At 67.8% G+C, this 24,789-nt stretch carries 26 protein-coding genes and 1 pseudogene; 9 read left to right on the top strand and 18 right to left on the bottom strand.

Going from position 1 to position 24,789, the window contains the following annotated elements:
* The 12 genes from VGV06_07020 to VGV06_07075 form a co-directional block, all read right to left on the bottom strand.
* Positions 1-314, bottom strand: a 314-nt coding sequence (locus tag VGV06_07020; protein HEV2054906.1) for a xanthine dehydrogenase family protein molybdopterin-binding subunit, incomplete at its 3' end; no start/stop codon positions are given.
* 12 nt (positions 315-326) lie between these two features.
* Positions 327-800 carry a (2Fe-2S)-binding protein gene (locus VGV06_07025; protein HEV2054907.1) on the bottom strand — a complete coding sequence of 158 codons (474 nt, stop codon included), beginning with the start codon at positions 798-800 and terminating at the stop codon, positions 327-329.
* 119 nt (positions 801-919) lie between these two features.
* Positions 920-2,152, bottom strand: coding sequence for a nickel pincer cofactor biosynthesis protein LarC (gene larC / locus VGV06_07030; protein ID HEV2054908.1), 1,233 nt, complete (start codon positions 2,150-2,152; stop codon positions 920-922).
* A 9-nt stretch (positions 2,153-2,161) separates the two neighbouring features.
* Positions 2,162-2,920: a nickel pincer cofactor biosynthesis protein LarB gene (larB, locus tag VGV06_07035; GenBank protein HEV2054909.1), complete on the bottom strand. Its 759-nt coding sequence runs from the start codon at positions 2,918-2,920 to the stop codon at positions 2,162-2,164.
* The gene (gene larE, locus VGV06_07040) at positions 2,902-3,729 is read right to left on the bottom strand and encodes an ATP-dependent sacrificial sulfur transferase LarE (GenBank protein ID HEV2054910.1); all 828 of its coding nucleotides are present in this window, start codon (positions 3,727-3,729) and stop codon (positions 2,902-2,904) included. The genes larB and larE overlap by 19 nt, the downstream gene beginning before the upstream one ends.
* Before the next feature lies 1 nt (position 3,730).
* Positions 3,731-4,642, bottom strand: coding sequence for a PfkB family carbohydrate kinase (locus tag VGV06_07045; protein ID HEV2054911.1), 912 nt, complete (start codon positions 4,640-4,642; stop codon positions 3,731-3,733).
* Positions 4,635-5,543 (bottom strand): S-methyl-5'-thioadenosine phosphorylase, encoded by a 909-nt coding sequence (gene mtnP / locus VGV06_07050; protein ID HEV2054912.1) that lies wholly within the window; start codon positions 5,541-5,543, stop codon positions 4,635-4,637. Before mtnP ends, VGV06_07045 begins: the two co-directional genes overlap by 8 nt.
* Positions 5,540-6,886, bottom strand: a complete 1,347-nt coding sequence (gene mtaB / locus VGV06_07055; GenBank protein HEV2054913.1) for a tRNA (N(6)-L-threonylcarbamoyladenosine(37)-C(2))-methylthiotransferase MtaB — start codon at positions 6,884-6,886, stop codon at positions 5,540-5,542. Before mtaB ends, mtnP begins: the two co-directional genes overlap by 4 nt.
* Entirely contained in the window at positions 6,883-7,917 is a 1,035-nt protein-coding gene (rlmN, locus tag VGV06_07060; GenBank protein ID HEV2054914.1) for a 23S rRNA (adenine(2503)-C(2))-methyltransferase RlmN, read from the bottom strand. The genes mtaB and rlmN overlap by 4 nt, the downstream gene beginning before the upstream one ends.
* Before the next feature lie 156 nt (positions 7,918-8,073).
* Positions 8,074-8,268 (bottom strand): hypothetical protein, encoded by a 195-nt coding sequence (locus VGV06_07065; protein HEV2054915.1) that lies wholly within the window; start codon positions 8,266-8,268, stop codon positions 8,074-8,076.
* Between the two features lie 21 nt (positions 8,269-8,289).
* Positions 8,290-9,708: an ABC transporter substrate-binding protein gene (locus VGV06_07070; protein ID HEV2054916.1), complete on the bottom strand. Its 1,419-nt coding sequence runs from the start codon at positions 9,706-9,708 to the stop codon at positions 8,290-8,292.
* Entirely contained in the window at positions 9,705-10,691 is a 987-nt protein-coding gene (locus tag VGV06_07075) for a uroporphyrinogen decarboxylase family protein (protein ID HEV2054917.1), read from the bottom strand. The genes VGV06_07070 and VGV06_07075 overlap by 4 nt, the downstream gene beginning before the upstream one ends.
* Positions 10,692-10,751: 60 nt before the next feature.
* Between VGV06_07075 and VGV06_07080 the strand changes: the two genes are divergently transcribed.
* From VGV06_07080 to VGV06_07095, 4 genes are all read left to right on the top strand, one after another.
* Positions 10,752-11,312, top strand: coding sequence for a sigma-70 family RNA polymerase sigma factor (locus tag VGV06_07080; protein HEV2054918.1), 561 nt, complete (start codon positions 10,752-10,754; stop codon positions 11,310-11,312).
* Positions 11,309-12,328 carry an anti-sigma factor gene (locus VGV06_07085; protein ID HEV2054919.1) on the top strand — a complete coding sequence of 340 codons (1,020 nt, stop codon included), beginning with the start codon at positions 11,309-11,311 and terminating at the stop codon, positions 12,326-12,328. Before VGV06_07080 ends, VGV06_07085 begins: the two co-directional genes overlap by 4 nt.
* A 95-nt stretch (positions 12,329-12,423) precedes the next feature.
* Entirely contained in the window at positions 12,424-13,836 is a 1,413-nt protein-coding gene (locus tag VGV06_07090; GenBank protein ID HEV2054920.1) for a DUF4139 domain-containing protein, read from the top strand.
* Between the two features lie 26 nt (positions 13,837-13,862).
* Positions 13,863-14,213, top strand: a complete 351-nt coding sequence (locus tag VGV06_07095) for a hypothetical protein (GenBank protein HEV2054921.1) — start codon at positions 13,863-13,865, stop codon at positions 14,211-14,213.
* Between the two features lie 114 nt (positions 14,214-14,327).
* On the opposite strand, the gene VGV06_07100 is transcribed toward VGV06_07095, so the two are convergent.
* From VGV06_07100 to thrC, 5 genes are read right to left on the bottom strand one after another with little or no spacing between them, the layout of a single operon-like run.
* Positions 14,328-15,626 carry a glycerate kinase gene (locus VGV06_07100; protein ID HEV2054922.1) on the bottom strand — a complete coding sequence of 433 codons (1,299 nt, stop codon included), beginning with the start codon at positions 15,624-15,626 and terminating at the stop codon, positions 14,328-14,330.
* The gene (locus VGV06_07105; GenBank protein ID HEV2054923.1) at positions 15,623-16,786 is read right to left on the bottom strand and encodes an aminotransferase class I/II-fold pyridoxal phosphate-dependent enzyme; all 1,164 of its coding nucleotides are present in this window, start codon (positions 16,784-16,786) and stop codon (positions 15,623-15,625) included. The genes VGV06_07100 and VGV06_07105 overlap by 4 nt, the downstream gene beginning before the upstream one ends.
* Entirely contained in the window at positions 16,783-17,025 is a 243-nt protein-coding gene (locus tag VGV06_07110; GenBank protein HEV2054924.1) for an NIL domain-containing protein, read from the bottom strand. The genes VGV06_07105 and VGV06_07110 overlap by 4 nt, the downstream gene beginning before the upstream one ends.
* Before the next feature lie 30 nt (positions 17,026-17,055).
* Entirely contained in the window at positions 17,056-17,334 is a 279-nt protein-coding gene (locus tag VGV06_07115) for a MoaD/ThiS family protein (protein ID HEV2054925.1), read from the bottom strand.
* 22 nt (positions 17,335-17,356) lie between these two features.
* Positions 17,357-18,613, bottom strand: coding sequence for a threonine synthase (gene thrC, locus VGV06_07120; protein ID HEV2054926.1), 1,257 nt, complete (start codon positions 18,611-18,613; stop codon positions 17,357-17,359).
* A 169-nt stretch (positions 18,614-18,782) separates the two neighbouring features.
* Here thrC and VGV06_07125 point away from each other — a divergent pair, with 169 nt between their 5' ends.
* Both VGV06_07125 and VGV06_07130 read left to right on the top strand, forming a co-directional pair.
* Positions 18,783-20,741 carry a hypothetical protein gene (locus VGV06_07125; protein ID HEV2054927.1) on the top strand — a complete coding sequence of 653 codons (1,959 nt, stop codon included), beginning with the start codon at positions 18,783-18,785 and terminating at the stop codon, positions 20,739-20,741.
* Between the two features lie 13 nt (positions 20,742-20,754).
* The gene (locus VGV06_07130; GenBank protein ID HEV2054928.1) at positions 20,755-21,489 is read left to right on the top strand and encodes a DUF1003 domain-containing protein; all 735 of its coding nucleotides are present in this window, start codon (positions 20,755-20,757) and stop codon (positions 21,487-21,489) included.
* A 6-nt stretch (positions 21,490-21,495) separates the two neighbouring features.
* On the opposite strand, the gene VGV06_07135 is transcribed toward VGV06_07130, so the two are convergent.
* Positions 21,496-22,845, bottom strand: a complete 1,350-nt coding sequence (locus VGV06_07135) for an alkaline phosphatase D family protein (GenBank protein ID HEV2054929.1) — start codon at positions 22,843-22,845, stop codon at positions 21,496-21,498.
* A gap of 348 nt (positions 22,846-23,193) precedes the next feature.
* Here VGV06_07135 and VGV06_07140 point away from each other — a divergent pair, with 348 nt between their 5' ends.
* The 3 genes and pseudogenes from VGV06_07140 (at position 23,194) to VGV06_07150 (ending at position 24,324) form a co-directional block, all read left to right on the top strand.
* Positions 23,194-23,370 carry a hypothetical protein gene (locus VGV06_07140; protein ID HEV2054930.1) on the top strand — a complete coding sequence of 59 codons (177 nt, stop codon included), beginning with the start codon at positions 23,194-23,196 and terminating at the stop codon, positions 23,368-23,370.
* Between the two features lie 463 nt (positions 23,371-23,833).
* Entirely contained in the window at positions 23,834-23,998 is a 165-nt protein-coding gene (locus VGV06_07145) for a recombinase family protein (GenBank protein HEV2054931.1), read from the top strand.
* A 101-nt stretch (positions 23,999-24,099) separates the two neighbouring features.
* Positions 24,100-24,324 (top strand): annotated as a pseudogene (locus VGV06_07150) (hypothetical protein).
* The last annotated feature ends 465 nt before the right edge of the window (positions 24,325-24,789 follow it).

Raw genomic sequence — 24,789 nt, forward strand, 5'->3', positions numbered from 1 at the left:
GGCATGTGGGGAACCATCGCCAGGTCCTGCACCACGCCGGGGACGTTCTTGTCCTTGCGAAGGTCCCATCCGCACGGCAGCGAGTTGACGCCGGTCATGTCCTTGCCCGTGAAGACCGCCACCACGCCCGGGTGCGTGAGCGCTCTCGCCGTGTCGATCTTGCGAATTCCGGCATGGGAGTGGGGGCTCCGCACGAAGGCCGCATAGGTCATCCCGGGCAGTTTGAGGTCGTCCACATAGTTGCCCTTGCCGGTGATGAAGCGCGGGTCCTCGCGCCGCTTGATGCTCGCGCCCAGCAGCCTTGCCGTCGCCATGATCGCGCCTCCCTACTTCCCCGCCATCGTCTCGGCGGCGTACTGGATGGCCTTGACGATATTGTGATAGCCCGTGCAGCGGCAAAGGTTGCCCTCGAGCTGGTGACGGATCTGCTCCTCGGTAGGCTTGGGATAGCGCTGGAGGATCTGCGCAGCCGACATGATCATGCCCGGCGTGCAGAAGCCGCACTGCAGCCCGTGCTTCTCCCAGAAGGCATCCTGGATCGGGTGGAGCTTGCCGTCTTTCGCCATGCCCTCGATGGTCCCGATCTGGGCGCCGTCCGCCTGGACGGCCAGCATGGTGCAGGACTTGACCGCCTGGCCGTTCAGATGGATGGCGCAGGCGCCGCACTGGCTGGTGTCGCACCCCACGTGCGTGCCGGTCAACCCGGCCAGCTCGCGGATAAAATGAACGAGGAGCAGCCGCGGCTCGACCTCGTGGGTGTGCTTGACGCCGTTGATCGTAATGCTCACGGACTTTTTCACCACGCCTACCTCCTCAGAGGACTGATTGCGGATCGATGAATGCCGCCTCGCCGTCGAGAGGTCGAGAGGTCGAGGCCGGCCGAAATGCCCCAAAACCTTAGTCCCGGGGCCGGGTGATGTCAAGCCTCGGGCGGCTCCCCCTGGAGGAGCCGGCGGCCGTCGGCCCTCGCCTGGTCAAGGACCTCGCGGGCCGGCAGTCCCTTCTCCTTCGCGATGCGGCGGACCTCGGCGAACTCGGGCGTCGCGGTCACCACCCGCCCGGCGAGCCGCGACACCTTGAAGGGCACGGGACCGTAGGCGGTCGTCACCGTGATGGTCTCCCGGTCGAGGCGCTGGCGCTGGTACGCGGTCCATCGCACGCCGATGGTCGGCGACTCCTCGAAGAGAACACGCGAGAGCTCGGTCACGCGGTCGGGGACGCAGAGGGCCGTCAAGACTATGCCAGGCCGGCTCTTTTTCATCGTGACCGGCGTCAGGTAGACATCGAGGGCGCCCGACTCGAAGAGCCGTTCCATCACGGCCTCCCAGAGCTGCGGCTGCATGTCATCCACTGTCGTTTCGACCTGCACGATGGTTTCGCGCCCGGCGGGTTCTGTCACCCGGCCCAGGAACACGCGGACGAGGTTCGGGGTCTCCAGGTCCATGGTCCCGGCGCCGTAGCCCACCGCCTCCACCGTCATGGCCGGCATCGCCCCGGCCGACGCCGACAGCGTCGTGAGGATCGCCGCGCCCGTCGGCGTCACGAGCTCGCGCCTCACTCCTGTGTCCACTACGGGGAAGCCCTTGAGGAGCTCGGCCGTGCCAGGACCCGGGATGGCCATGCGCCCATGCGCCCCCGTGACGAAGCCTCCGCCCACCGGCAGCGCCGAGCAGTGGACGGCGTCCACGCCGAGGAGATGGAGGCCGACGCACGCGCCCACCACGTCTACGATGGCGTCCACGGCCCCCACGTCGTGGAAGTGGACCTGGTCCACGGTCGTCCCGTGAACGCGAGCCTCAGCGTGCGCGAGCCTGGTGAAAATCCGCCCCGCTCTTTCTTTCACCGACGCGTCGAGCCCGCTCGCCGCGATGAGCTCGAGGATCGCGCCGAGGTTTCTCTCCGGGTGGTGGTGCTCTTCGCGCGGGTGCGCGTGCCCGGTATCCTGATGCGCGTGATCGTGAACGTGGACGTCCACCTTGGTGGCGCGGAAGGCGCCCTTCATCACCTCGCGCCGCTCGAGCGTGAAACCCGGCAGCCGGAGCTTGGCGAGCTCACCCTGGAGCGCCTCGAAGGGTGCCCCCGCATCGACGAGGGCGCCCATGATCATGTCTCCCGCGGCCCCGCTCGGGCAGTCGAAGTAAGCGATGCGCACCGTGTTGTCTCAGCGGACCTTGGAGGCGAGCTTGTTGATCTGGTTGGCTTGGGCGGCAGCGCCGTAGCCGTTGTCTATGTTGACCACCGACACCCCCGGAGCGCACGAGTTGAGCATGGCCAGCAGCGCCGCCACCCCGCCGAAGGAGGCGCCGTAGCCCACGCTGGTCGGTACCGCGATAACCGGGCGGTCCACGAGACCCCCGATCACGCTCGGCAGAGCGCCCTCCATGCCCGCCACGGCGATGATGACATTGGCCTCGTTGAGCCGGTCGAGGTGCGGGACGAGGCGGTGGAGTCCGGCCACGCCGCAATCATAGAGCCGCTCGACGCGGTTGCCCATACTCTCCGCCGTCACGGCGGCCTCCTCGGCCACTGGCAGATCCGACGTGCCGGCGCTCACGACCATGATGAGCCCGACGCCTTCGTGGGCCATCGGCTTGACGACGACCAGCCGCGCCTCCGCGTGAACCGTGCACTCGAGCCCGGCGCCCGTCAGAGCGTCGATCACCGCCGGCTCCGCACGCGTCGCCAGAATGTTGTCGTGGTTTTCGGCGAGGCGCCTGACGATGGCCACCACCTGCTCGGGAGTCTTGCCCTGGCAGAACACGGCCTCCGGCACGCCGTGCCGCAGCGAGCGATGCAGATCCACGCGGGCGAAGCGGAGATCGTCCACGGGCAGATCGCGCAGCCGCGCCAGCGCCTGCTCGGGCTGGAGCGCGCCTCTGGCGACCGCCTCGAGGAGCTGCCTTACTTTTTCTTTATCCATGCCAGTGCCTCGTTCGCGCTGCCGCTCCGGAACCCCTGAAGGTCCAGCGTGACGTAGAGATAGCCCAGCTCGCGGAAGCGCTTCACGATCGCCTCGTGCCGCCCGTCCTCGAAGAGCCGCCCCATCTCTTCCGGCGGCAACTCGAGGCGCGCCAGCCTGTCGTGGTGCCGGACACGGAACTGTCTGAAGCCCAAGCTCCTGACAAACGTCTCCGCGGCGTCGATGAGCCTGAGCTTCTCGGGGGTGATGGCTTCACCGTACTGGAAGCGCGATGAGAGACACGCGAAGGAGGGCTTGTCCCAGGTCGGCAGGTCGAGCTCGCGGGAGAGCGCACGGATCTCGGCCTTCCACATCCCGGCTTCGATCAGGGGCGCCCTCACGCCGGCCGCCTTGGCCGCGTCCATGCCCGGCCTGTGGTCGCCCAGGTCGTCCATGTTGGCGCCGTAGACCATGATCGCGTCGCCGTGCTGTCGCGCGATCGGGCCGAGCTTGGCGAAGAGCTCCTCCTTGCAGAAGTAGCAGCGATTGGGAGAATTCAGCGCGTACTTTGGATTATCCAGCTCGCGAGTCTTGACCACCAGGTGCCGCATGCCGAGCAGATCCGCGAGCCGCCGCGTCTCGTCGAGCTCCGAGGCGGGATACGTCTCGGAATCCGCCGTGACCAGCACGGCGCGGTCACCGAGGGCCTCCCGCGCCGCGCGCGCGAGGAAGGTCGAGTCCACGCCGCCCGAGAAGGCCACGAGGACCTGGCCCATGCCCCGGATGATCCCGAGGAGGCTTTCGTATTTCGCGGCAAGCGCGGCGTTCACGCTACCCCTCCAGGCGGACCATCTCTGCGAAGGCCAGAAGCCGCTCCTCGATCTCGCGCCGCTCCAGTCGCTTGAGCCTCTCCAGCGAGAAATCTTCCACGGTGAAGGAGGCCATGGCGGCTCCCCGCACCATGGCCCGGCGGAGGGAGGCCAGGTCCGTGGCGTCCTGCTGAGCGAGGTAACCCATGAAGCCGCCTGCGAAGGTGTCCCCCGCACCGGTCGGATCGAACACGGCCTCGAGCGGGAAAGCCGGAGCGAAGAAGTACTGGCCGCTCGACACCAGGAGGGCGCCGTACTCGCCGCGCTTGATCACCACGGTCCGGGGGCCCATCTCGCCGATCGTCCGCGCCGCCTTGATCAAGTTGGGCTCGCGCGCCAGCATGCGCGCCTCGGCGTCGTTGATAAGCAGGACGTCCACTCGCGCCAGCACGCGGAGGAGGTCCGCCCGCTTGCCCTCGATCCAAAAGTTCATGGTGTCGAGCGCGGTGAGCGTGGGCCGCTCCATCTGCTCAAGGACCTCCAGCTGGAGGACCGGATCGATGTTTGCGAGGAACAAGAAGCGCGCCTTCCGGTGCACAGGTCCGAGCTTCGGCTTGAACGCGGCGAAGGCATTCAGCTGCACGTCGAGCGTCCGCGCTTCGTTGAGGTCGAAGCCGTACTCTCCCGTCCAGCGGAACGTTTTCTGGCCTGCCAACACCTCGAGCGCCGTGACGTCCACGCCTCGTCCCCTCAGCAGCTCCAGATGCTCCTTCGGAAAGTCGGTGCCCACGGCGCCCACCACGCGCACCTGGGTGAAGAAGCTCGCCGCGTAGGAAAAGTAGGTCGCCGAGCCGCCCAGCGCCTCGGCCACCTTACCGAACGGCGTCTTGACGGTGTCGAGCGCCACCGAGCCCACGACCACGAGATCAGCCACGCCGCCGTCCTTTCTTCGCCCCAGGAAAATACTTGTCGAGGAGAAAGCCGAGGCGCTTCCGGACTTTCGGCGGGAAAGCCTTGGGATCCGTGATGACGGCGCTCCGGAGCGCGTCCCGACAGCCCTGGCCGCACGAGGCGGGAATGCGCGAGATCACCCGGCGGAGGACCTCCTTGGCCGTCCCGACGTTCTTCATCAGGTTGGCGACCACCGCCTCCACGGTCACGGCACCGTGCTCCTCGTGCCAGACGTCGTAGTCCGTCACGAGAGCCAGCGTCGCGTAACACATCTCAGCCTCGCGCGCGAGCTTGGCCTCGGGCATGTTGGTCATGCCGATGATCGACACGCCCCAGCGGCGGTAGATCTCCGACTCGCCCTTGGTCGAGAAGTGCGGCCCCTCGATGCAGATGTACGTACCTCCCCGGTGGACGCGGGCGCCTACGTCGCTGCCCGCCTGGGCAAGGGCGGCCGCCACTCCGGCGCAGACCGGGTGGGCCATGCCGACGTGGGCCACGATCCCCTCCCCGAAGAAGGACCCGACCCGGCGCCTGGTATGGTCGTAGAACTGGTCGGGCACGACGAGCTCCAGCGGGTGGATATCCTCCTTCATGCTGCCCACCGCGCTGATGGAGAGGAGCGCCTGGGCGCCGAGCTTCTTCATGCCGTAGATGTTGGCCCGGTAGTTGAGCTCGGACGGCGTGAGCCGGTGACCGCGGCCGTGACGCGGCAGGAAGATCACGCACCGGCCGCCGAAGCGGCCGGTGCAGTAGGCGTCCGAAGGATCGCCGAACGGCGTCCGGACCTTGACCCAGCGGATGTCCTCCAACCCCTCCATCTCGTACAGCCCGCTGCCGCCGATGACCCCGACGGTCAGCTCCGGCGCGTTTCGGGCCCGGCTCACGCCGCCTCCAGGACGCCGCGCGCGCCGCGTCGGTCGGTTTCCGTCAGCCGCACGGTCGCGAAGCGCCGCCCCAGCCCCTCGGGCCCGGCGAAGCTCACCTCGATGTAGTTGGACGTAAGCCCGGTCAGTCCGCCATCTGCCTGGCGCTCCTCGAGTACCAGGACCTCGACGGCGCGCCCCAGCAGCCTTTGCCTGAAGGCTACGCCCTTCTCGACCCCGAGCGCGCGGAGCCTGCTGCTGCGCTCCCGGATCGCTGAGGGCACCACGCGGTGCCCCATCTTCACCGCTTCCGTGCCCAAGCGGTCCGAGTACGCGAAGACGTGGAGGTAGGAGAGCGGCAGCTCCCCGACAAGGGCCATCGTCGCCTCGAAGTCGGCCTCCTCTTCCCCCGGGTGTCCGACGATGACGTCCGCGCCCAGCCCAAGGTCGGGGATGGCCGCCGCGAGCCGCTCGGCGAGCGTCCGATACATGGCCGTGTTGTACGGCCTGCGCATGAGCCGGAGGACCCGGTCGCTGCCGCTTTGAAGCGGCAGGTGCAGGTGCGGCACGACAACGGGAAGTGACGTGACGGCCTGGATGAGCTCCGGTGTGAAGTAGGCCGGCAGCACCGAGGAGAGCCTGAGCCAACGCAGGCCTGGGACTTCCGCGAGCCGCGTCACCAGCACCGCCAGGCTCGTCCGGGGCAAGAGGTCCCAACCGTAGTGGCCGATGTCCACACCCGTGAGCGTGATCTCGCCGTAGCCCGCCTCGACCAGCGCCTCGACCTGCTCCACGAGGACCTTCGGCTCCTGGCTGCGGCTCCTGCCCCGGGCCGCCGGCACGATACAGAAGGCGCATCGATGCTGGCAGCCGTCCTGGATCTTGACGAAGGCGCGCGAGCGCCCGCTCATCCGATGGACGGGTGCCGAGGGCACCTCGCGGGCATCGGCGATCGGCCCGACCCGCACCTCCGGCCGGTCCCGCTTGACGAGAGAGCCGAGCAGCTCGGGCAGTCGGTATTTCTCCTGGTTGCCGAGGACGAGGTCGACGCCCGGCATGCGGGCGAGCGCCTCCGGGTCGGTCTGGGCCAGGCAGCCGGTGACGACGACGAACGCGTCAGGGTTGGCTCGTGTGATGCGCCGGATCGCCTGGCGGTCGGAGAAGTCGGCGCGGCTGGTGACCGTGCACGTGTTGACGACGTAGACGTGGGCCGGAGCGCCTTCCTCCACCGCCCGGTACCCGGCGTGCTCGACGAGCGCCCGCATCTCCTGGGACTCGACCTGGTTGAGCCGGCAGCCGAGCGTGGCAAAACCGATCGTCCTTGGATCAGCCAGTTGGGAATCAGCCAGTTGGCCGCCGCTCATACTTCGACCGTCTCCTTGAGCTGCCCGCAGGCCGCCCCGATGTCCTCGCCCTTGCTCCACCTGACGGTCGCCCGGATGTTGTGCTCGAGCAGGATCTCCTGAAAGCCCATGATCCGGTGGAGCGCCGGGCGCTGGAAGCCCGAGCCCTCCCAGTCGTTGAAAGGGATCAGGTTGATCTTCGCCCGGATGCCCTTGAGCAGCCGCACCAGCCGGCGCGCGTCCTCGGGAGCGTCGTTGACGCCCTCGAGCAGGACGTATTCAAAGGTGATGCGCTGGCGGAAGGCGACGGGAAAGCGGCGGCAGGCCTCGAGCAGCTCTTCGATCGCGAAGCCCTTGTTCACCGGCATGATCCTGTCGCGGATCTCGTTGCTGGTCGCGTGAAGCGAGATGGCCAGGTTGACCTTGAGGTTCTCCTTTGCGAGGCGTTCGATCCCAAGGACGAGCCCGACGGTCGAGACGGTGATCCGGCGGGGCGAGAAGCCGAAGGCCTTGGGATCGGTCAGGAGCCGGAGAGACTTGACCGTAGCGGCGTAGTTGGCCAGCGGCTCGCCCATGCCCATGTAGACGATGTGGGTGATGCGCTCCCCGGGCCCAAGCGTGGCGCGCGCCGCCAGGACCTGCCCCACGATCTCCCCTGCCGTGACGTTGCGCTCGAGCCCCATGGTGCCGGTCAGGCAGAAGGCGCAGGCGAAGCCGCAGCCGACCTGGGTCGAGACACACAGCGTCAGGCGGTCGCGGTCGGGCATGAGGACAGACTGGATGCGGGCGCCGTCCTCCAGGATCAGCACGAGCTTCTGGCTGCTGTCCTGGGAAGGCGTCCGCCTCTCGACCTGCGGCACCGCCACCGTCGCCCTCCCGCCCAAGGCCGCCCGGAAGTCTCGAGGCAGGTCGGACATGGCCTCGATGTCCGTGGCGCCCTTTCCGTAGAGCCACGAGGCGATCTGGCGGCCCCGGTACCGGGGCGCGCCGAGCGACTCAGCGAGATCTTCGAGCTCCGAGGGCAGGAGGTCGAGCAGGTTCAGGCGGGACATACGCGCCGTAGGATAGCACAGGACTTGTCCACGGAACTTGTGGGAGGCCCGTGGATAAGCCTGTGGGTGGCTCGCCGCGGATCAGGACATTTCAGGCACTAAGAGCACATCGCTCAATGGCTCGGCACCGCACTGCGCGCAGCCGGCGCGACAGCCCTACTTGTCGCCCCGGACTTCCTTGAGAAGGTCCGACACACGATCGGTGAGGTCGAACAGGTCACGGGCCCGTGGGGCCGGAGCCGGCGCGACGCCCTCACCGGTGTCCTTGACCTCGTCGAGCAGTTCGTTGACCCGGCTGGTGAGATCGAAGAGCTGTTGGATTCGCAGGTCGTACCAGGTATCCATCTCCATGGCGCCACCACTGCCTCTGCTCTATCGGAGCGCCGCCTCGTGCAGCGGCATCCACTGGTCCGACCGCGGGGTCCAGCTCAAGCGGTCGCGGCTCGCGTAGATGTCCACCTGCTGGAGCAGGAAGACCCACGTCGCGTCTTCGACCATGGCGCGAGCCAGGTCGCGGTAGACCTGGCGTCGCTTGGCCGAGTCCATGGTGCCGCGTCCAAGGTCGAAGAGGGCATCCACGCGTTCGTTCCTGTAGTAGAGGCCGCGGCCCTTGGACGAAATTAGGTTATAGAGCTCGTCGCCGTCCTGCATCGGCCCGCCGAGACCCAGGAGGTAGGCGTCCTGGAACTGCTTGCCGAGATAACGCTTGAAGTAGGCGCCCCACTCCGCCACCTGCACCTTGGGTTTGAACCCGGCCTTCTGCCACTGTCCCCCAAGGGCCTCGGCTATCTCCTTGTCACCCTGGTAGCGCCCAGCCGGCGATTCGAGCATGATTTCCAGGCCGTCGGCGTAGCCTGCCTCGGCGAGGAGCTTCCGGGCCCGCGCCGGGTCGTGCGCATAGCCCTTGACGCTCGCGTCGACGTCCGTCGCGTAGTTGAGCGCCTGGCGGACCCGCAGGTCCGACAGCGGCTTCTTGAAGGCGTTGAGCCCCAGGTAGATGATCCAGCTGCTGGGTACACGCTGAACGCGGAGGCCGCCGACACGCGCCAGCTCGCGCGCCAAGCTCGGTGGGATAGTCGTGACGAAGTCGAGCTCGTAGTTTCGGAGCGCGGCGGCCCGCGTGAAGGGCTCGGGGATGGGCTTGTAGATGACCCTCCTGATCTTGGGCGCTCCCCGCCAGTGGCGGTCGAAGGCCTCGACGACCAGACGGTCGTCCTTGACCAGCTCGACGAAGCGGTAGGGCCCTGTGCCGACGGGCTTGAGCGCCATGCCCTGGTTGCCCTTCTCGGCGGTGTATTTCGGCGGCACCATGGGGAAGTCCAGCAGCCGGTTGATGAGCGGCGCGTACGGCTGGTGGGTGACGAGGTTCACGGTGTAGTCATCGAGGACGTCCACCCGCGCGATCTCGGCCATGTTGGCGCGGTTGGGCGACTTCTGCTCCGGATCGAGCACCCGCTGGAAGGTGAACCGCACCGCCTCGGCGTTGAAGGGCTCGCCGTCGTGGAATACGACGCCGCGCCTGAGCTTGAGCTGCCATGTCGTGTCATCCACGAGCCGCCACGACTCGGCCAGCTGGGGCACGATGCGATTGTCCGTGTCGCGCCCGACCAGCGAATCGAACATGCTGACGCCGACCATCGCCCGGATGGACGAGAGGTTCATGGTCGGGTCGAGGTTCTCGGGCGTCCACGGGATGGCGATGCGGAGCTCGCCCTGGGGCTGGGCTCCCCCACCGCCCGGGAGCAGGATGAGCATGGCCGCCGCGGCGCAAGCCGCAAGGCGAAGCCTCACGCCGCGGCTCCCTTGACCGCGCTGACCACCGCGTCGAGGTATTCGTCGGGAGTGGCGAGGGGCAGCACGCAGCCCGGCGCGATGATGACCCCGGTGCCCCCGGTCTGCTGAATCGCCTCGGCGACTTGGGCCGCCACGGCCGAGGCCGGGCCCTTGAGCAGTGTCTCCTTCTCGTTGAGCCCGCCGGCCACGGCTCCCTTGAAGCGCCTGAGCGCATCGCCGAGCGACGGCGCGGTCAGCCGGTCGTGCCAGTTCATGGCCGCCACCGGCAGGGTCGCCTTCCGATCGAAGTAGATGTGCTGGCCGTGCACGTGGAGCATCGTGAAGAGCGTGCTGCCGTTCAGGCTCTCGAGCACCCTCCAGGAGTACGGCATGCTGAACCTCGCGTGCTCCCCCTCGCCCAGCACGTCGCGGCTGGCGTCCTGGGACGCGTAGAAAATGCCGTCGGCCCCGACCTGGGCCACGGCGGCGACGTAGCGGATGACGGTGTCCGTGATGGTCTCGAGCGCGGCTATGACGGAATCCGGATGATCCTTGAGGTCGCCGAGCAGCCGGTCGCCCGACAGCTTACGCGCGATGGTGAGGGGAGCGAACACGGTGTGGAGCACCGGGACGTCGTCGCTCCTGCCCGCGAGGATGAGCCTGAGCGCCTCGAGCTCGCGACCGAGCGCTCCCTGCCCCGGGTCGAGGGGCTTGAGCTTCGCCCAGTCCGAGACCTGCCGGATCGCGTGCTGCGTGCAGATCTTGGCGCCGTTGGGCGACCCGCGATACGCGACCCTGCACCCCCAGTCCTCGACGCAGTAGACTCCGCTCGACATGATCTTGATGAAGTCGAGGTCCCACCTGCGCTGGAAGGAGAGCATGGCTTCGGCGAGGCCCGCCGAGGTGTGGTCGACCTCGGGAACATGCCGCCAGAACGCCACCGGCGGCCGATCCACCGGCCGGCGGGCAAGCGCCGCCTCAACGCGCTCTCGCTTGGTCATCGCCGGGCAAGTCTATCATTTTTGCCGCAGGGAACTTTCCGGCCGCGCTATGGTCTTAACGTGCGGGAAGGAGATGCCGCCGATGCCCCGGAATTCCTCGACAGGCTGCGGGCGGGCGACGCGCGGGCCTTCGAAGATCTCGTCGCCTCCCACCAGCACCGCGTCTTCGGCGTGGCCCTGCGCATGCTCGGCGGCGCGGCCGAAGCCGAAGAGGTGGCGCAGGAAGCCTTCCTCCGCGCGCACCGGAGCCTTGGCGAATTCCGCGGGGATGCCAAGCTCTCCACGTGGCTCTACACCATCGTCTCCCGACTCTGCCTCAACCGGCTGGCGTCGGGAGATCGCAGGGCGGTCCGTCACGGCGAAGCGGTCCTGCTTCGGGTGGCCGATGAGGGCGCCGGGCCCGAGGTCCGTGCGGAGCGCCGCGAGCTTGAACGGGCGCTCCACCGCGCCATCGCGGAGCTGCCCGAGGAGCGCCGGGTCGTGATCGTCCTGAGAGATCTCGAAGGCCTCTCCTACGAGGAGATCGCCCTGGCGCTCGGTCTCGAACTCGGTACGGTCCGGTCGCGGCTTCACCGGGCCCGCATGGAACTCAAGGACAAGCTCGGGCGATTCCTGCCATGAACTGCCACGAGACGCGAGAGCGGCTGTCCGACTTGCTCGACGAGGCCTTGGCCGCGCCCGAGCGCGCCGAGGTTGGGGTCCACCTCGACGGCTGCCCGGACTGCCGCCGGGAGCTCGATCGGCTGCGGGCGACAGTCTCACTCCTCTCGCGGGTCGAGCGTCCACGGGCGCCGGTGGGCTTCGTCGACCGCGTGATAGCTGCGGCCCGTCCCGTGCCGTGGTATCAGAGGCTCGGGCGCCGGTTCTTCCTGCCGCTGAACATCAAGCTGCCTGCCCAGGCCGCGGCCATGTTGCTCATCGCCGTCCTCGGCGTCTATCTTCTCCAGCGCACTCCCGAGCTGAGGGACGCGGCGCGGCCCGAGCTCCAATCGCCCGCGGCCCGGTCGGAACCTTCCGGCACGACGACGGCCGCGCCGACTCCGCCGCCGGCCCCGGACCGGAAGGACTTGAAGGCGGGCAAGGTCGATTCGGGGAATTTGTCCGAGCCCGCGCCACTGGCTGCGCGCGAGGCCGAGAACACCGTGCGCGCCGAGCGGCGGCTCGACTCCCCGCAGTCGTCGCCTCCTTTGACGCAGGAGTACAAGCAGGAGCCCAAGAAGGAAGCTGACGCCGATCGTCTCCAAAAGGCGGGCGCTCCCGCCGCGTCTCCCGCTGAACCGCGGGCGAAGAGTCGGGACGCGGCCGAGGGACAGTCCGGGACGCTCGCCCCGACGCCGCCGGCGATGTCGGCCAAGCGCCAGTCGGCCATGTCGAGCGTGCTTGGCCGTCTCATCGTCAAGAACCGTCCGGCGGCCGAGCAGGGCCTGGCCGATCTCCTCGCGCGCCTCGGGGGCAGCGAGACCGGGCGCCGGCAGGAGCTGGAGGCGACGGTGGTCGAAGTCCTGGTCCCGGAAGCCCGCTACGCCGACTTCGTCCGCGGCCTCACGACACTCGGAGCCTTCACGCCTGAGGGCCAACCGGTGGCGCTGCCCACAGAGCCCCCGCAGATCCGCCTCAGCATTCGCATCACCGAGTAGCCGGGAACTTCTCCCCGCCAGTCCGGTCTAACCCACCAGAAGCGCCCAATCCCGGGCGCTCAAAAAGCCACGATTGTTACATGGAGGGTGGACCAGTGATCAAGCGGCTGATTGCTCTGATTCTTGTGGTGGCGCTCTGGAGCGCCCAGCTTGTGGCGGCGGCGCCACAGGCCATCACGCGCGACGATCAGAAGGACCTGATGGTCACCATCTACAACGGCAACCTCGGCCTCGTGAAGGACACCCGCGAGGTCCGGTTCGACGCCGGCATGCTCGAGGTCCAGTTCGCCGACGTCGCGGCGCAGATCGACCCGACATCGGTCCACCTCAAGTCCCTGACCGATCCGTCCGGGCTGAAGATCCTCGAGCAGAACTACGAGTACGACCTCCTGACCTCCGGCAAGCTCATGGAGAAGTACGTCGGCAAGAAGGTCCGCCTCTACCAGTCGAACGGCACGTACCAGGAAGCGACGCTGCTGAGCACCAACGGGCCCGTCTACGAGATCAACGGGCAGATCCACATGGGCCACTACGGGCAGATCGTCCTGCCGGCGTTGCCCGAGAACCTGGTTTCCAAGCCGACGCTCGTCTGGCTCCTGCGCAACGCCAAGGCGGCGGCCCAGCGCGTCGAGGCCTCCTATCTCACCGGGGGTATCAACTGGAAGGCCGACTACGTCATGGTCATCAACGCCGGCGACAACAAGAGCGACCTGGGCGGCTGGGTCACGATCGACAACAAGAGCGGTGCGACCTATTCGAACGCCGCGCTCAAGCTGGTGGCGGGCGACATCAACCGCGCCAAGGACCGGCGTGAGGTGGTGGGCCGCATGATGGACATGGCGGCCAAGGCGGCATCGCCGGCCGCCGACGAACGCGACTTCAAGTCCGAAGGCTTCTTCGAGTATCACCTGTACTCGCTCGACGGCCGGACGACCATTAAGGACAACCAGACCAAGCAGCTCTCGCTGATGTCCGCCTCCGAAGTGCCGGTGGACAAGCACTTCATCTACTATGGCGCCGCCGACTACTACCGGACGCAGTACGGCGTACCCATGTCCAACCAGAAGGTCGGCGTCTACCTCGAGCTCAAGAACAGCAAGGAGAACCGGCTCGGCATGCCGATCCCGAAGGGGCGCGTGCGGGTTTACAAGGCCGATTCCTCTGGCAGCCAGCAGCTGATCGGCGAGGACTGGGTCGATCACACGCCCAAGGACGAGAAGCTCAAGATCAAGATGGGCGACGCCTTCGACGTGGTCGGCGAGCGCACCCAGAAGGACTGGAAGCGGATCGCCGCGAACCTCTACGAGGTCGAGTGGGAGATCTCGCTGCGGAACCACAAGAAGGAGGCCGTCACCGTCGAGGTCGTGGAGCCCATGCCCGGAGACTGGGAGGTGATCCGCGCGAGCCACCCGCACGAGAAGATCCAGGCGTTCACGGCGCAGTGGAAGATCCCCGTGCCGAAGGAAGGCGAGGCCAAGCTCAGCTACCGCATCCGGGTGCGCTTCTGATCGGCGCCGGCCGTGGGCGAGTCGGGATGATCGCGGCCATCGCGCTCCTGACGCTCGCCCACGCGGCGCCGGCAGCGGCGCTCAGCTGCGCTCACTTCCCCTTTCAACAGCCCGGCGAGCGCTTCGGCACCAAGGATCTGGTGGCCCACGTCGAGATGCTCGACGTGCACGCCGACCGGATCATGGACGTCCGTGTCCTTCGGGTACTCCACGGGCTCGAAGATCGGCCGGTCATCAGCGTGGACGTGAGATGGGCGCTCGCCTGGAACATGCCCCAGCAGTGGGGCTTCGAGACTTTCAATGCGGGCACCGCGGGCACCCAGTGGGTCATCGTGCTCCTGCCCGCCCACGACGGCCGCGCGGGCTGGGAGCCCTAGCTCTGTCGCGCCTTCCTCAAGGTCGAAGGCGGCAGCGCCGCCGGCTACGTCGGCGATCTCAGCAGGCGGGAGCGCGTCCCGCTCGATACGCTCGCCGCAAGGATCGCGTCCCCCTCAGGCGCCTGCCGGGCCGACCACGAGCAAGTAGAGGTCGAGCAGGTTGGTATTCGTCGGTCCGGTGACCACCAGGTCGCCGAGCCGGGCGAACACTGGATTCGAGTCGTTGTCCGCAAGCCGAGCCGCCGGATCGAGACCGTGGGCGCGTGCCCGCGCGGCGCTCGCACCGTCCGAGACGGCGCCGGCCGCCTCGGTGGGCCCGTCGGTGCCGTCGGTCCCGGCCGCCAGGATGACGGCGCCCTTCATCTCTTCCATGGCGAGCGCTGCGGCCAGGGCGAATTCCTGACAGCGGCCGCCGGCGCCCCGCCCCCTCACCGTGACCGTCGTCTCGCCGCTTGCGATCACGCAAGCGGGCGCTTGAACGGGGCCTCTCCCAGCCTGGATCAACCGCGCCAGCTCGACGAAGCGCCCGGCCGCTTCCCGTGCCTCGCCTTCGAAGCCTCGCGTCAGGACGTGAGGTGCCAAGCCCAGTCCCCGCGCCCGGGAAACCGCTGCGTCCACCACGAGCGCGTTGTTGCCGATGACCGTGTTACGGACCCTGGCGAAGAGCGGGTCGCCGGGCTTGGGCGTCTCGGGGATCTCACCGCGAGCTCCCTGCTCCAGCCGCTCCACAATGGCGCGCGGCGCACGGTGCCGAAGCGCGAGGCCGTCAAGGATATCCAGCGCCTCCGCGAAGGTGGAGACGTCGGGCGTCGTCGGGCCGGAGGCGATGACATCGAGCGGATCGCCCACGACATCGGATAGGAGCAGCGCTTCGACGCGGGCTGGCGCCGCCGCGCGGGCCAACTGACCGCCCTTGAGCAGCGAGCAGTGCTTCCGGACGGCGTTGAGCTGGTTGATGGTCGCGCCCGCTGCCAGCAGGAGGCGTGTCACCGCCTGCTTGTCGGCGAGCGTGATCGGAGGCGCCGGCGCCGGCGTCAGCGCGGAGCCGCCGCCCGATACGAGGACCAGCACGAGGTCGTCACCCACGGCGGATTCGACGAGGGCGCGGATCTCACGCGCCGCCTGGGCCCCACGCTCGTCGGGGACCGGATGCCCTGCCTCGACCAGCCGGACGCGGCGGGTCGGCGCGAGGTAGCCTTCCTTCACCGCGACGAGACCTTCCGTGACCCGGGCGCCCCAAGCCTCCTCGACAGCGGCGGCCATGGCGCCCGAGGCCTTCCCGGCCCCGACGACGAGCACTCGTCCGCGGTCGGGAGGCGCGATGTCGGCGAGGGCCCGCGAGACGAGGGGGCGCACGTCTCCGGCGGCGAGGGCGGCGACGAAGATCGAGCGGGCGGACTCCCTGAGGGTCAACGGCGAAGCTTTTGGAGCCGCCGTCCCGCCTCGATGAGCATGTCGTCAGTCTTCGGAAAGCAGAAGCGGATCTTGGTGCGCCCGAGGTCCTTGGTCGAGTAGAAGGACGAGCCCGGCACCGTGGCCACGCCGATCTCCTTGACGAGGAACATGGCGAACTCGTGGTCGTCGGCGCACCCGTACTCGGGCAGCCAGTGGGCGACGTCGGTCAGGATGTAGTAAGCGCCCTTGGGGTTGAACGCCTTGAAGCCCGCTTCCTCCACCTTGCCGAAGAGCAGATCGCGTCGCTTCTCGTAGCTCTCGCGCAGGTACACGTAGTAGGAATCCGGGAGGTTGAGCGCCGTGACGGCGGCTTCCTGCAGCGGGTGGGGCGCGCCCACGGTGATGAAGTCGTGGGCGCGGCGGATGCCCACGGACAGCTCCGCGTTGGCGACGGCGTAGCCGATGCGCCAGCCGGTGACGGAGTACGACTTCGAGATTCCCGAGATCGTAATGGTCCGGTCGGCCATGCCCGGCAGCGTCGCGATGGGGATGTGCGTCTCCCCATCGTAGAGGATGTGTTCGTAGATCTCGTCGGTGATGGCGAGGAGGTCGTGCTCGAGGCACACGTCGGCGATGAGCTGGAGCTCGGCCCGGGAAAAGACCTTGCCCGAGGGGTTGTTGGGGCTGTTGAAGATGATCGCGCGCGTGCGCGGTGACACGGCCGTCCGCAGCCTGTCGGCATCGAACGAGAAGTCGGGCGGCTCGAGCGGCACGTAGACGGGCTCGGCTTGCGACATGATGCAGCCCGGCCCGTAGTTCTCGTAGAAGGGCTCGAAGATGATCACCTCGTCGCCCGGGTTGAGCACGGCCATAAGCGTCGCGAGCATCGCCTCGGTCGATCCGCAGCACACGGTCACGTTGCGGTCCGGGTGGACCTCCATGCCGTAGAACCTGCGGTACTTGTCCGCGATGGCCTGTCGGAGCCTCGGCGTGCCCCAGGTGATGGCGTACTGATGAAAGTCGCCGTCGATGGCCCGGTGGGCGGCTTCGATGATCTCCTTGGGCGGCGGGAAGTTCGGCATCCCCTGGGCGAGATTGATCCCGTTGTGCTGGTTGTTGATGCGGGTCATCTCCCGGATGACGGACTCCGTGAAGCCCTGAACGCGCTTCGAGATCACGGCAGGACGACGTCCCGCTCGATCGGGTCGACCGTGATGCCCTGCTTGCGGAGCCAGGCGACACCGAGCTCGAGCTTATCTTGTGGTCCCTCGAGCTCCAGCACCATCCAGCCGTGGTCGGCGCGCACGTCCGCCCGGCGGATGTTCGGCACGATGGCGAAGTCCTTGACCAGGTGGTAGACGATCGGCTGCTGGATCAGCTCGGTGGGATAGGTCAGCCTCACGCGCATCCGCGGCATCGGGTCAGCTCCGGGCGCCTACACCCAGGCTCAACGTCCTCCGGCGATCGCCGGCACGATGGACACCTTGTCGCCGGCCTTGAGCGCCGTCGTAGCGCCCTGGAGGAAGCGGATGTCCTCCTCGTTGACGTAGAAGTTGATGAAGCGGCGCACCTCGCCGCCCTCGTCCACCAGGCGCTCCTTGAGCCCCGGGTACTGCTTCTCGAGGTCCTCGATGAGCCCCGCCACGGTGTCGGCCGCGACCTCCACCTCGGCCTGCCCCTTGGTCAGCGAGCGGAGCGGCGTGGGAATGCGTACGATCACGGCCATCGGCAGTCTCCTTGCTTCCGGCTCAGGCGCCGGTCTTGGATTTCAGATCGGTCAGCGCCTGGTCGAAGACCGCCAGGGAGGGCCGGATGGTCACGTCCACCGAGAGCCTGTCGTAGAGCACGTCGGGCGTCTTGAGCCCGTTGCCCGTGATGCAGATGACGATCGGCTCGTCGCGCGGGATACGTCCCGCCTCGATGAGCTTCTTCGCCGCCGCGACGGTCACCCCGCCTGCGGTCTCCGTGAAGATGCCCTCGGCGCGCGCGAGAAGCTGCATCCCTTCGATGATCTCCTCGTCCGTCGCATGCTCGCCGTGGCCGCCGGAGTCCTTCGCCGCGCGGTAGGCGTAGTAGCCGTCGGCGGGATTGCCGATGGCCAGCGACTTGGCGATTGTGTTGGGCCGCACGGGCACGAGCACGTCCGAGTCGTTCTTGATCATGGTCACGATGGGCCCGCAGCCGAGGGCCTGGGCGGCGTACATGCTGGTCTTTCCCTCGGGGATCAGCCCCAGCATGCGCAGCTCCTTGAAGGCCTTGGCGATCTTGGTGATGAGGGAGCCGCCAGCGCAAGGCACGACCACGTGGGCCGGGGCGCGCCAGCCGAGCTGCTCGGCGATCTCGTAGCCGTAGGTCTTGGAGCCTTCCGCGTAGTAGGGCCGGATGTTGATGTTCACGAAGGCCCAGCGGTACTTGTCGCCGACCTCGGCGCAGAGCCGGTTGACCTCGTCGTAGGTCCCTTCCACCGCTACGAGGGTCGCCCCGTAGACGAGAGTCGTGATGACCTTGCCGCGCTCGAGGTCCGCCGGGATGAAGATGTAGGACTTGAGCCGCGCCTCCGCCGAGTGGGCTGCCACCGAATTGGCCAGGTTGCCCGTCGACGCGCACGCAACCGTATCGAAGCCGAACTCCTTAGCCTTGCCGATGGCGACGGCGACCACGCGGTCCTTGAAGGACCACGTTGGGTGACAGACGGAGTCGTTCTTGACGTAGAGCTCCTTGACGCCGAGCTCTTCCGCCAGGTTGCGCGCGCGCACGAGCGGAGTGAAGCCGACCGACTGCCCGACGTGCGCTTCCCCTTCGGGGAGGTCCAGCGGCAGCAGGTCGGCGTACCGCCAGATGCTGGGCGGGCCCGACTCGATCCGCTTGCGGCTGACGAGCTTGCGGATCACGTCGTAATCGTAGTCAACCTCGAGGGGGCCGAAGCAGAACTCGCAGACGTGGACCGGCGTCGAGGGGTAGTACCGGCCGCACTCGCGGCACTTGAGACCCTTCAATCTCTCCATGGCCTCTCCATCGGTAGGGGATTTGAGCCCCGGAATGAATGGCACGATCCGGGCTGGCTACACCCGGATCACCGACCGAGCCAGCGATTTCTCATACTAAACACGCGATCCGAGGGAATGTCAACGGAACTTCAGGTAAAAGTGGCCCCATGCCGTATGATCGGCAGCCGTGAGCCGCGCGCTCCCGCCCGCTCTCCTGCTCCTGGCATACGGCATTCTCTTCGGCCGGGCGGCACTCGGCGGCGGCCTCCTTGCCTTTGACGATCACCCGGGGCAGCTCTACCGTCTCTACCACGCGGTCACCCTCGGCTGGGCGCCGTGGCGCCTGAACCCCGGGTGGTGGGCGGGCTATGCCGAGCTCCAGTACTACCCGCCCGGCGCCGCCTGGCTAGGCGCGGCGATTCACCAGGCCTCGATGGGCTCCGTCGGCGTTCCCGCGGCGTATCAGGCGGTGCTCTGGATCGCGTGGGTCCTCCCAGGCATCGCCACCTTTGCGCTACTGACGCGGCTCCTCGGCAGCGGATGGCTTGCCCTGCCCGCCGCCTTCATCGCGCTGACGCTCTCCGCCGAATCGCGGAGCGGTGTCGAGGAGGGCCTGCGCTGGGGGCTCGTGGCCGCGCGCCTCGGCTGGGGGCTGCTGCCCCTCGTAGCGCTGTCGCTCGTGAACTGGGTCGAGGGCGGCCGGCGCGCTCCGCTCCTGGCCGCGCCACTCGTGGCCGCGGTCATCCTCCTGCACCCCGCCCACGCGCCGGCTGCGTTCCTCCTGGTCGCCCTGGGAGCGTGCTTCGGCGCCGCCGGCTCGACGCGGCGATTCGGACAGGCGGCGCTCGTCGCCGCTCTTGCGCTCGGCCTCTGCGGCCTCTGGCTCCTCCCGCTGCTCGCCCACCTCGGCATGGCGCTGCCGCTGGCATGGGGCGACGCCTCCACCCTCGGGCTCCTTCGGCAGCTCGCGACCCGTCCCCTGGTGATCGTTCTCGCCCTAAGTCAGCTGGGATGCTGGCTCTCGATACGGACTTTGGGCACGGTGGCGCCCGCCGCGCGCTGGCTTCACGCCTTCACGCCGGCGATGGTTCTGGTGGTGGCGCTTGACGCCCTCCTCGCGGCGCCCCTCGGCGTCCTGTGGCTCCCGGCCGACAGGCTCGCCGACAGCCTCCTCCTCTCAGTCGTCCTCGGCGCCGCCATGGCCACGCGGCTACTTGCCGAGCGTCTCCCACGCGTAGGTCCCATGGGCGCTGGGGCCGCCTGCCTCTTCGCCTGCCTCGTCCTTTCGGGCGGCTCGCCCGAGCCCTCACTGACCTTGTGGCCGTCGCGCGGGCAGTGGCCGAAGTACGAGGAGGTTGTTCGCGGCACGCGGATCGATGCCCTCTGGCAGGCCCTCGAGGCCGCGCCGCCCGGGCGCGTCCTCTTCCTCCGCTCGGCCGTCGCGCTCGACTATCGTCCGGAGTGGTGGCGGCCGCACAGCCACATCACGGGACTCACGCCGCTCTTCTCAGGACGTCCGATCCTAAACGGCACATTCACACATCCGTCGCCCATCGCGGCCCTTCTCTACACGGGTGGGGTGGCCTCCGGGCCCGTCACCACTCTCGTCGAGCAGCGCGACGGCGCGACGCTCTTCGGGCGCCGGCTCGATGCCCTGAGCCCGGCCGACTTTTCGCGGTGGGCGGAGCATCTCGGTGTCTCCGCCGTCGTGGCAACCGACGAGGACCAGGGGCGCGTGCCCTTCCTCGACTCCAACCCCGACTGGGCACCGCCGCGGGCGATCGGGCCCTTCCGCCTCTATCCCGCCCGCACCGCCCGCCCCCTTCCCGAGCCCGCGGGCCCGCAGGCCTGGAGCCTCGCGCACACGCAGGCCGGCGGCGGCTGGATCCTTGCCGGGTTCGCCTACTCGCCGCTCTGGCGCGCCGAGGCGGGCGGAAAGCCGGTGCCGACACGACGGGACGCCGCCGGCATGCTCGAGGTCGAGGCTCCGGGCGGAGATGCTCGGATCATGCTCTATCACCGCACCGGCCCGGCGGAGATGACCGGCGGTGTGCTCAGCATTGCCTCCGCGATCCTGCTGGCAATCGGGCTCGTGACCGAACGCGACCGGAGTCCTTCTCCTGGAACGACCCGCGCGATAGACTAGACGCTGAGACGCTATGGCACCCGAGACCCGCCCAACGGTCCGCTGCCCGATCTGTCGCGAGCTCCACAATCCTCGGGACATGCTGCAGGGCGAGTTGGTCCGTCCCCCCATCGTCGAGCTGATCCGCAAGACCTGCCCCGAGTGGGGTCCGGAGCAGCCCATTTGCTTTTCCTGCATGAGCCGCTCGCGGACCGAGTACGTCGCGCGCGTTCTCGAGGAGCAGCGGGGAGACCTCTCGCGCCTCAATGTCGAGACCCTTCGGAGCTTGCGGGAGCAGGAGGCGCTCGCGATCGACGTCAACGAGCGGTTCGACAGCCAGCTGACCTACGGAGAGCGGCTGGCCGACAAAGTCGCCGAATTCGGCGGCAGCTGGCGCTTCATCATCGGCTTCGGCGCCGTGCTCGTCGCGTGGATCACGATCAACACCGTGGCGCTACTCCGGCACCCCTTCGACCCCTACCCCTACATCCTCCTCAATCTCGTGCTCTCGTGCCTGGCCGCGATCCAGGCGCCCGTCATTATGATGAGCCAGAACCGGCAGGAGGCGAAGGACCGTCTCCACGCCCAGCACGACTACCAGGTCAATCTCAAGGCCGAGCTCGAGATTCGCCAGCTCCACTGGAAGCTCGACCAGCTCCTGACCGACCAGTGGCAGAAGCTGCTCCAGATCCAGCAAATCCAGACCGACCTGATGGAGGAGCTGGTCCACAAGCCAAAGCGCGGTCCCGCCCCCGCGCCCCAGAGCTGAGGGCCGCTAAGGCGAAGCGCCGACGGTGTGCGTGTGGCGCACGTGGCCATCGGCGTCGATGATGCGCACCGTCAGCGACGTGGCATCCACGGCGATTTCCCCGAAGTTCAGGACGCCGCCCAGCGCCCAGAGCGAGCGCGGGTTGAGGGCGTCGTCGAGCGGGCGAGGCCGCCCCATGGAAGCCGACAGCGGTCCCGCGATGAACTCGTGGAAAGACCACTCGGTCGTCGGGTGGTGGCGGATCAGCTCGGCGTGGTGGAGGTCGGCGGCCAGGAAGACCAGGTTTTTGACCCCGCCGATGCGCAGATCGCGCAAGATCGCGTCGCGCTCCGTGGCGAAGCCGGTGCCGCCCTCTTCGGGAAAGCCCAGGATGTTGGCGTTGCTCCAGGAGTCGCGAACCTTGCGCCCGGTCGGCACGGACAGCGACACGCTCGTGACCACGACCTTCCAGAGCGCCGTCGAGCCGGACACGCCCTCGACGAGCCAGCGGCGCTGCTCGCGGCCCAGCATCGTCTTGCCCGGCCCGTCCGGATCGCTGTTGGCGCTGCGGTACTGCCGCGTGTCGAGGATGAAGACCTCGAGGAGCTTGCCCCAGCGAAAGCGCCGGTAGAGGCGCCCGGGCTCCTCGCGGGGCGGAATGATCGGGAAGTAGTCGATGAAGGCCTGCCGGCCTGTGGGCATGCGCGGCTCGACGCTGCCGGAAAAGTCGTTGACCACCTCGTGGTCGTCCCAGATCGCAAATACCGATGTGTGCCGAAAGTACGCTTGGAGCGCCGCGTCAGCGCGGTTGTACCGGTGCTTGGCGTGATACTGCGCCAGGGTCTTCGCCACGAAGCCGCTGCCCGGCACGGTCTCGGGCCCGTCACAGACATGGTCGCCGTAGATGGTGTCCCCGACGAAGAGAAAGAAATCCACCGGGACGCGCGCCATCGCGCGAAAGATCGGATAGCCGTCGGTCACCCGCCGGCAGTAGCCCCGGGAGCCCAAGTCCCCGCTCCAGGCGAACCTGACCGGCGTCTCAGAATCCGGCGCGGGCGCCGTCACGAACTCGCCCTCCGCGCTCGCCTTGCCCTGGGTCGCCTTGTAGCGATACCGCGTGCCGGGCAGGAGACCCGAGAGCGCGACCTTGCCGGTGCGGTCGGCTGCCCAGGAGAGCGCCACTTGCGCCGGCCGCTCTTCGCCGCCGCCGGCCCGCGCATAGATGATCGAGACCGACGAGGCACTCGTGCCCCGGATCCAGACCACCGCGCCGCGATCGCTGACCTCACCCACCGTGAGCAACAGCCCGGGCGCATCGGCGCCGGCGGCGGCCGCCCACACGGCGAGGACGGCGGCGGCAAGCACGCGGAATCTCATCGCACGCCCGCGGGACACGCCACGAGGATGTCGAGGACAGCGCTCACGACGGGGCCCGTCAGACGAGCGGGTCGTAGTTGAAGTACCGCGGTGGGGTCCACGCCGGGCGAAGCCAGGCGCCTAACCGTGCGGAATCGTACGACTTCGCATCAGAGGCTTTGCCCCCCGTGTACCCGGTTTGCCTGCCGTACACGGACAAAACACGGACAAATCTTCGCACGCGCCCTGATTTCCCACAATGGGCAAGCCGCTGCGTCCTGCGTCCTATAGCGTCCCACCCCAGTAAGCCCATTCAGCAGTCCCAAGATCCCACGTGCCGGCGGGTGGACTTCGGAAAAGGAGACCACCATGGCCACTCAAGAAGAGGAGTCGTTTCGACCGTTCGCGTCTCTCATGCGCGAGTGGCTCCAGGCAGCGCGGCTGAGAGAGATGGTGCGCGTGCTGGAGCTGGTTGGCGAAGAGTTCCAGTCTCGGGGGATCACCCTCAGCTGGGAGACTACCCCGCCCCGCCAAGGTCGAAAGTAGAGGCGCCTGCCGCCCCCGAGAAAGGTAACGGAACAGGCGCCAGCAGGGTACCCACTAACGTGGAGTCGCCCGCCAGCATATTTCTACCACACTCCGCCCAGGCAGAAAACTGTGCTGCTCCTGGGTGTCACTCATCAGCCTCAAGGGTCCACGTTTCGCCGCAAGGTCTCCGCATCCTTCTGCTGCCTCTCGGCCTGCTCCTGCTGACGCTCGGCCTCCTCGCGGAGGTGGGCCACGGCGTCCTCAACCTCTTGACGATGGTCGGGGCAAATGCCGTGCGACGCGGACTCATTCGTGACCGGTTACTTCTCGCCGATCAGTGCCTCGGGTTCCGATTTGCCGGACTTGAGACACCAGGCACAGAGAACCCTCATGGGCACAATGCTCGCACGCGCCCTGATTTCGCACAAGGACCTGAGGCGGTCGAGACACCTGGGCACCCTCGGCCGCGGGGGACTCCGCGATGAGCCGCGCGGCCCTCTACCTCCGCGTGTCCACGCGAGACCAAAGCGCGGACAATCAGGAGCACGAGCTGCGCCGCTGGGCGGGGCGCCTCAGCTTCCACGTCGTGCGCGTCTACGCTGACACGGCGAGCGGGGCGCGGACGTGGACTACGCGCAGATCGTAAAGAGTTACGCGCCCGAGAATGCCGGGCGCGGTCGGTATAGCCCGCCCGTCGTGGTTGGTGTGGAGAAGGTCGAGATCGCCGGACGGCCAAGTTGGTTCAAGGTCTGCACGTCCTATGTGGAGCGCCACAACCTGACCATCCGGATGCAGTTGCGCCGCTTTACGCGGCTGACCAATGGCTTCTCGAAAAAGCTTGAGAACCTCAAGGCCATGGTGGCGCTCTACATCTGCTACTACAACTTCTGCCGGGTTCATAGTAGCCTTCGGGTCACCCCGGCCATGGCGGCTGGGGTGACGGATCGGGTGTGGGGGCTGGAGGAACTAATCTAAGTAATGGCGAGCAGCAAGAGAAGAAGGAAGGAACAAGAAAGAATCGCTAGGGCTATCGCGGCTCATTTGCCAGCGAAGCGGCGCGTCCTCAACCGGATCTTTGGCTTCGCCGCTACCGCTGTAGGACTCGTAGCGGCAGTAGCCACTCTCTACTTCCTGGGGCCGCGCGTAATAGTCGCTGGCGCAGAGACCCTACGTTCCGCAGATCCGCTCGTCGTACCATTTACCGCGAGGAACGAAGGATATTTTCCGGCGCAGGGCCTTGCGTTTTCATGCAGGATCGTGAAGGCACGCTTGTCATTAGGTGAGATCTCGAACGCTACATTTCGCCAACCAGCATTCGACATACCGGTGCTTGCCGGCGGGGGGACGGTGACCGTACCATGCCTCCTGCGGGCGGTGGTCGGCGGCGGATCTTTGCGCTCAGCCGAGGTAGAAATCACGATGACACATCATGGGTTT

The organism is Candidatus Methylomirabilota bacterium, from assembly GCA_035936835.1.
Lineage (GTDB): Bacteria > Methylomirabilota > Methylomirabilia > Rokubacteriales > CSP1-6 > AR37.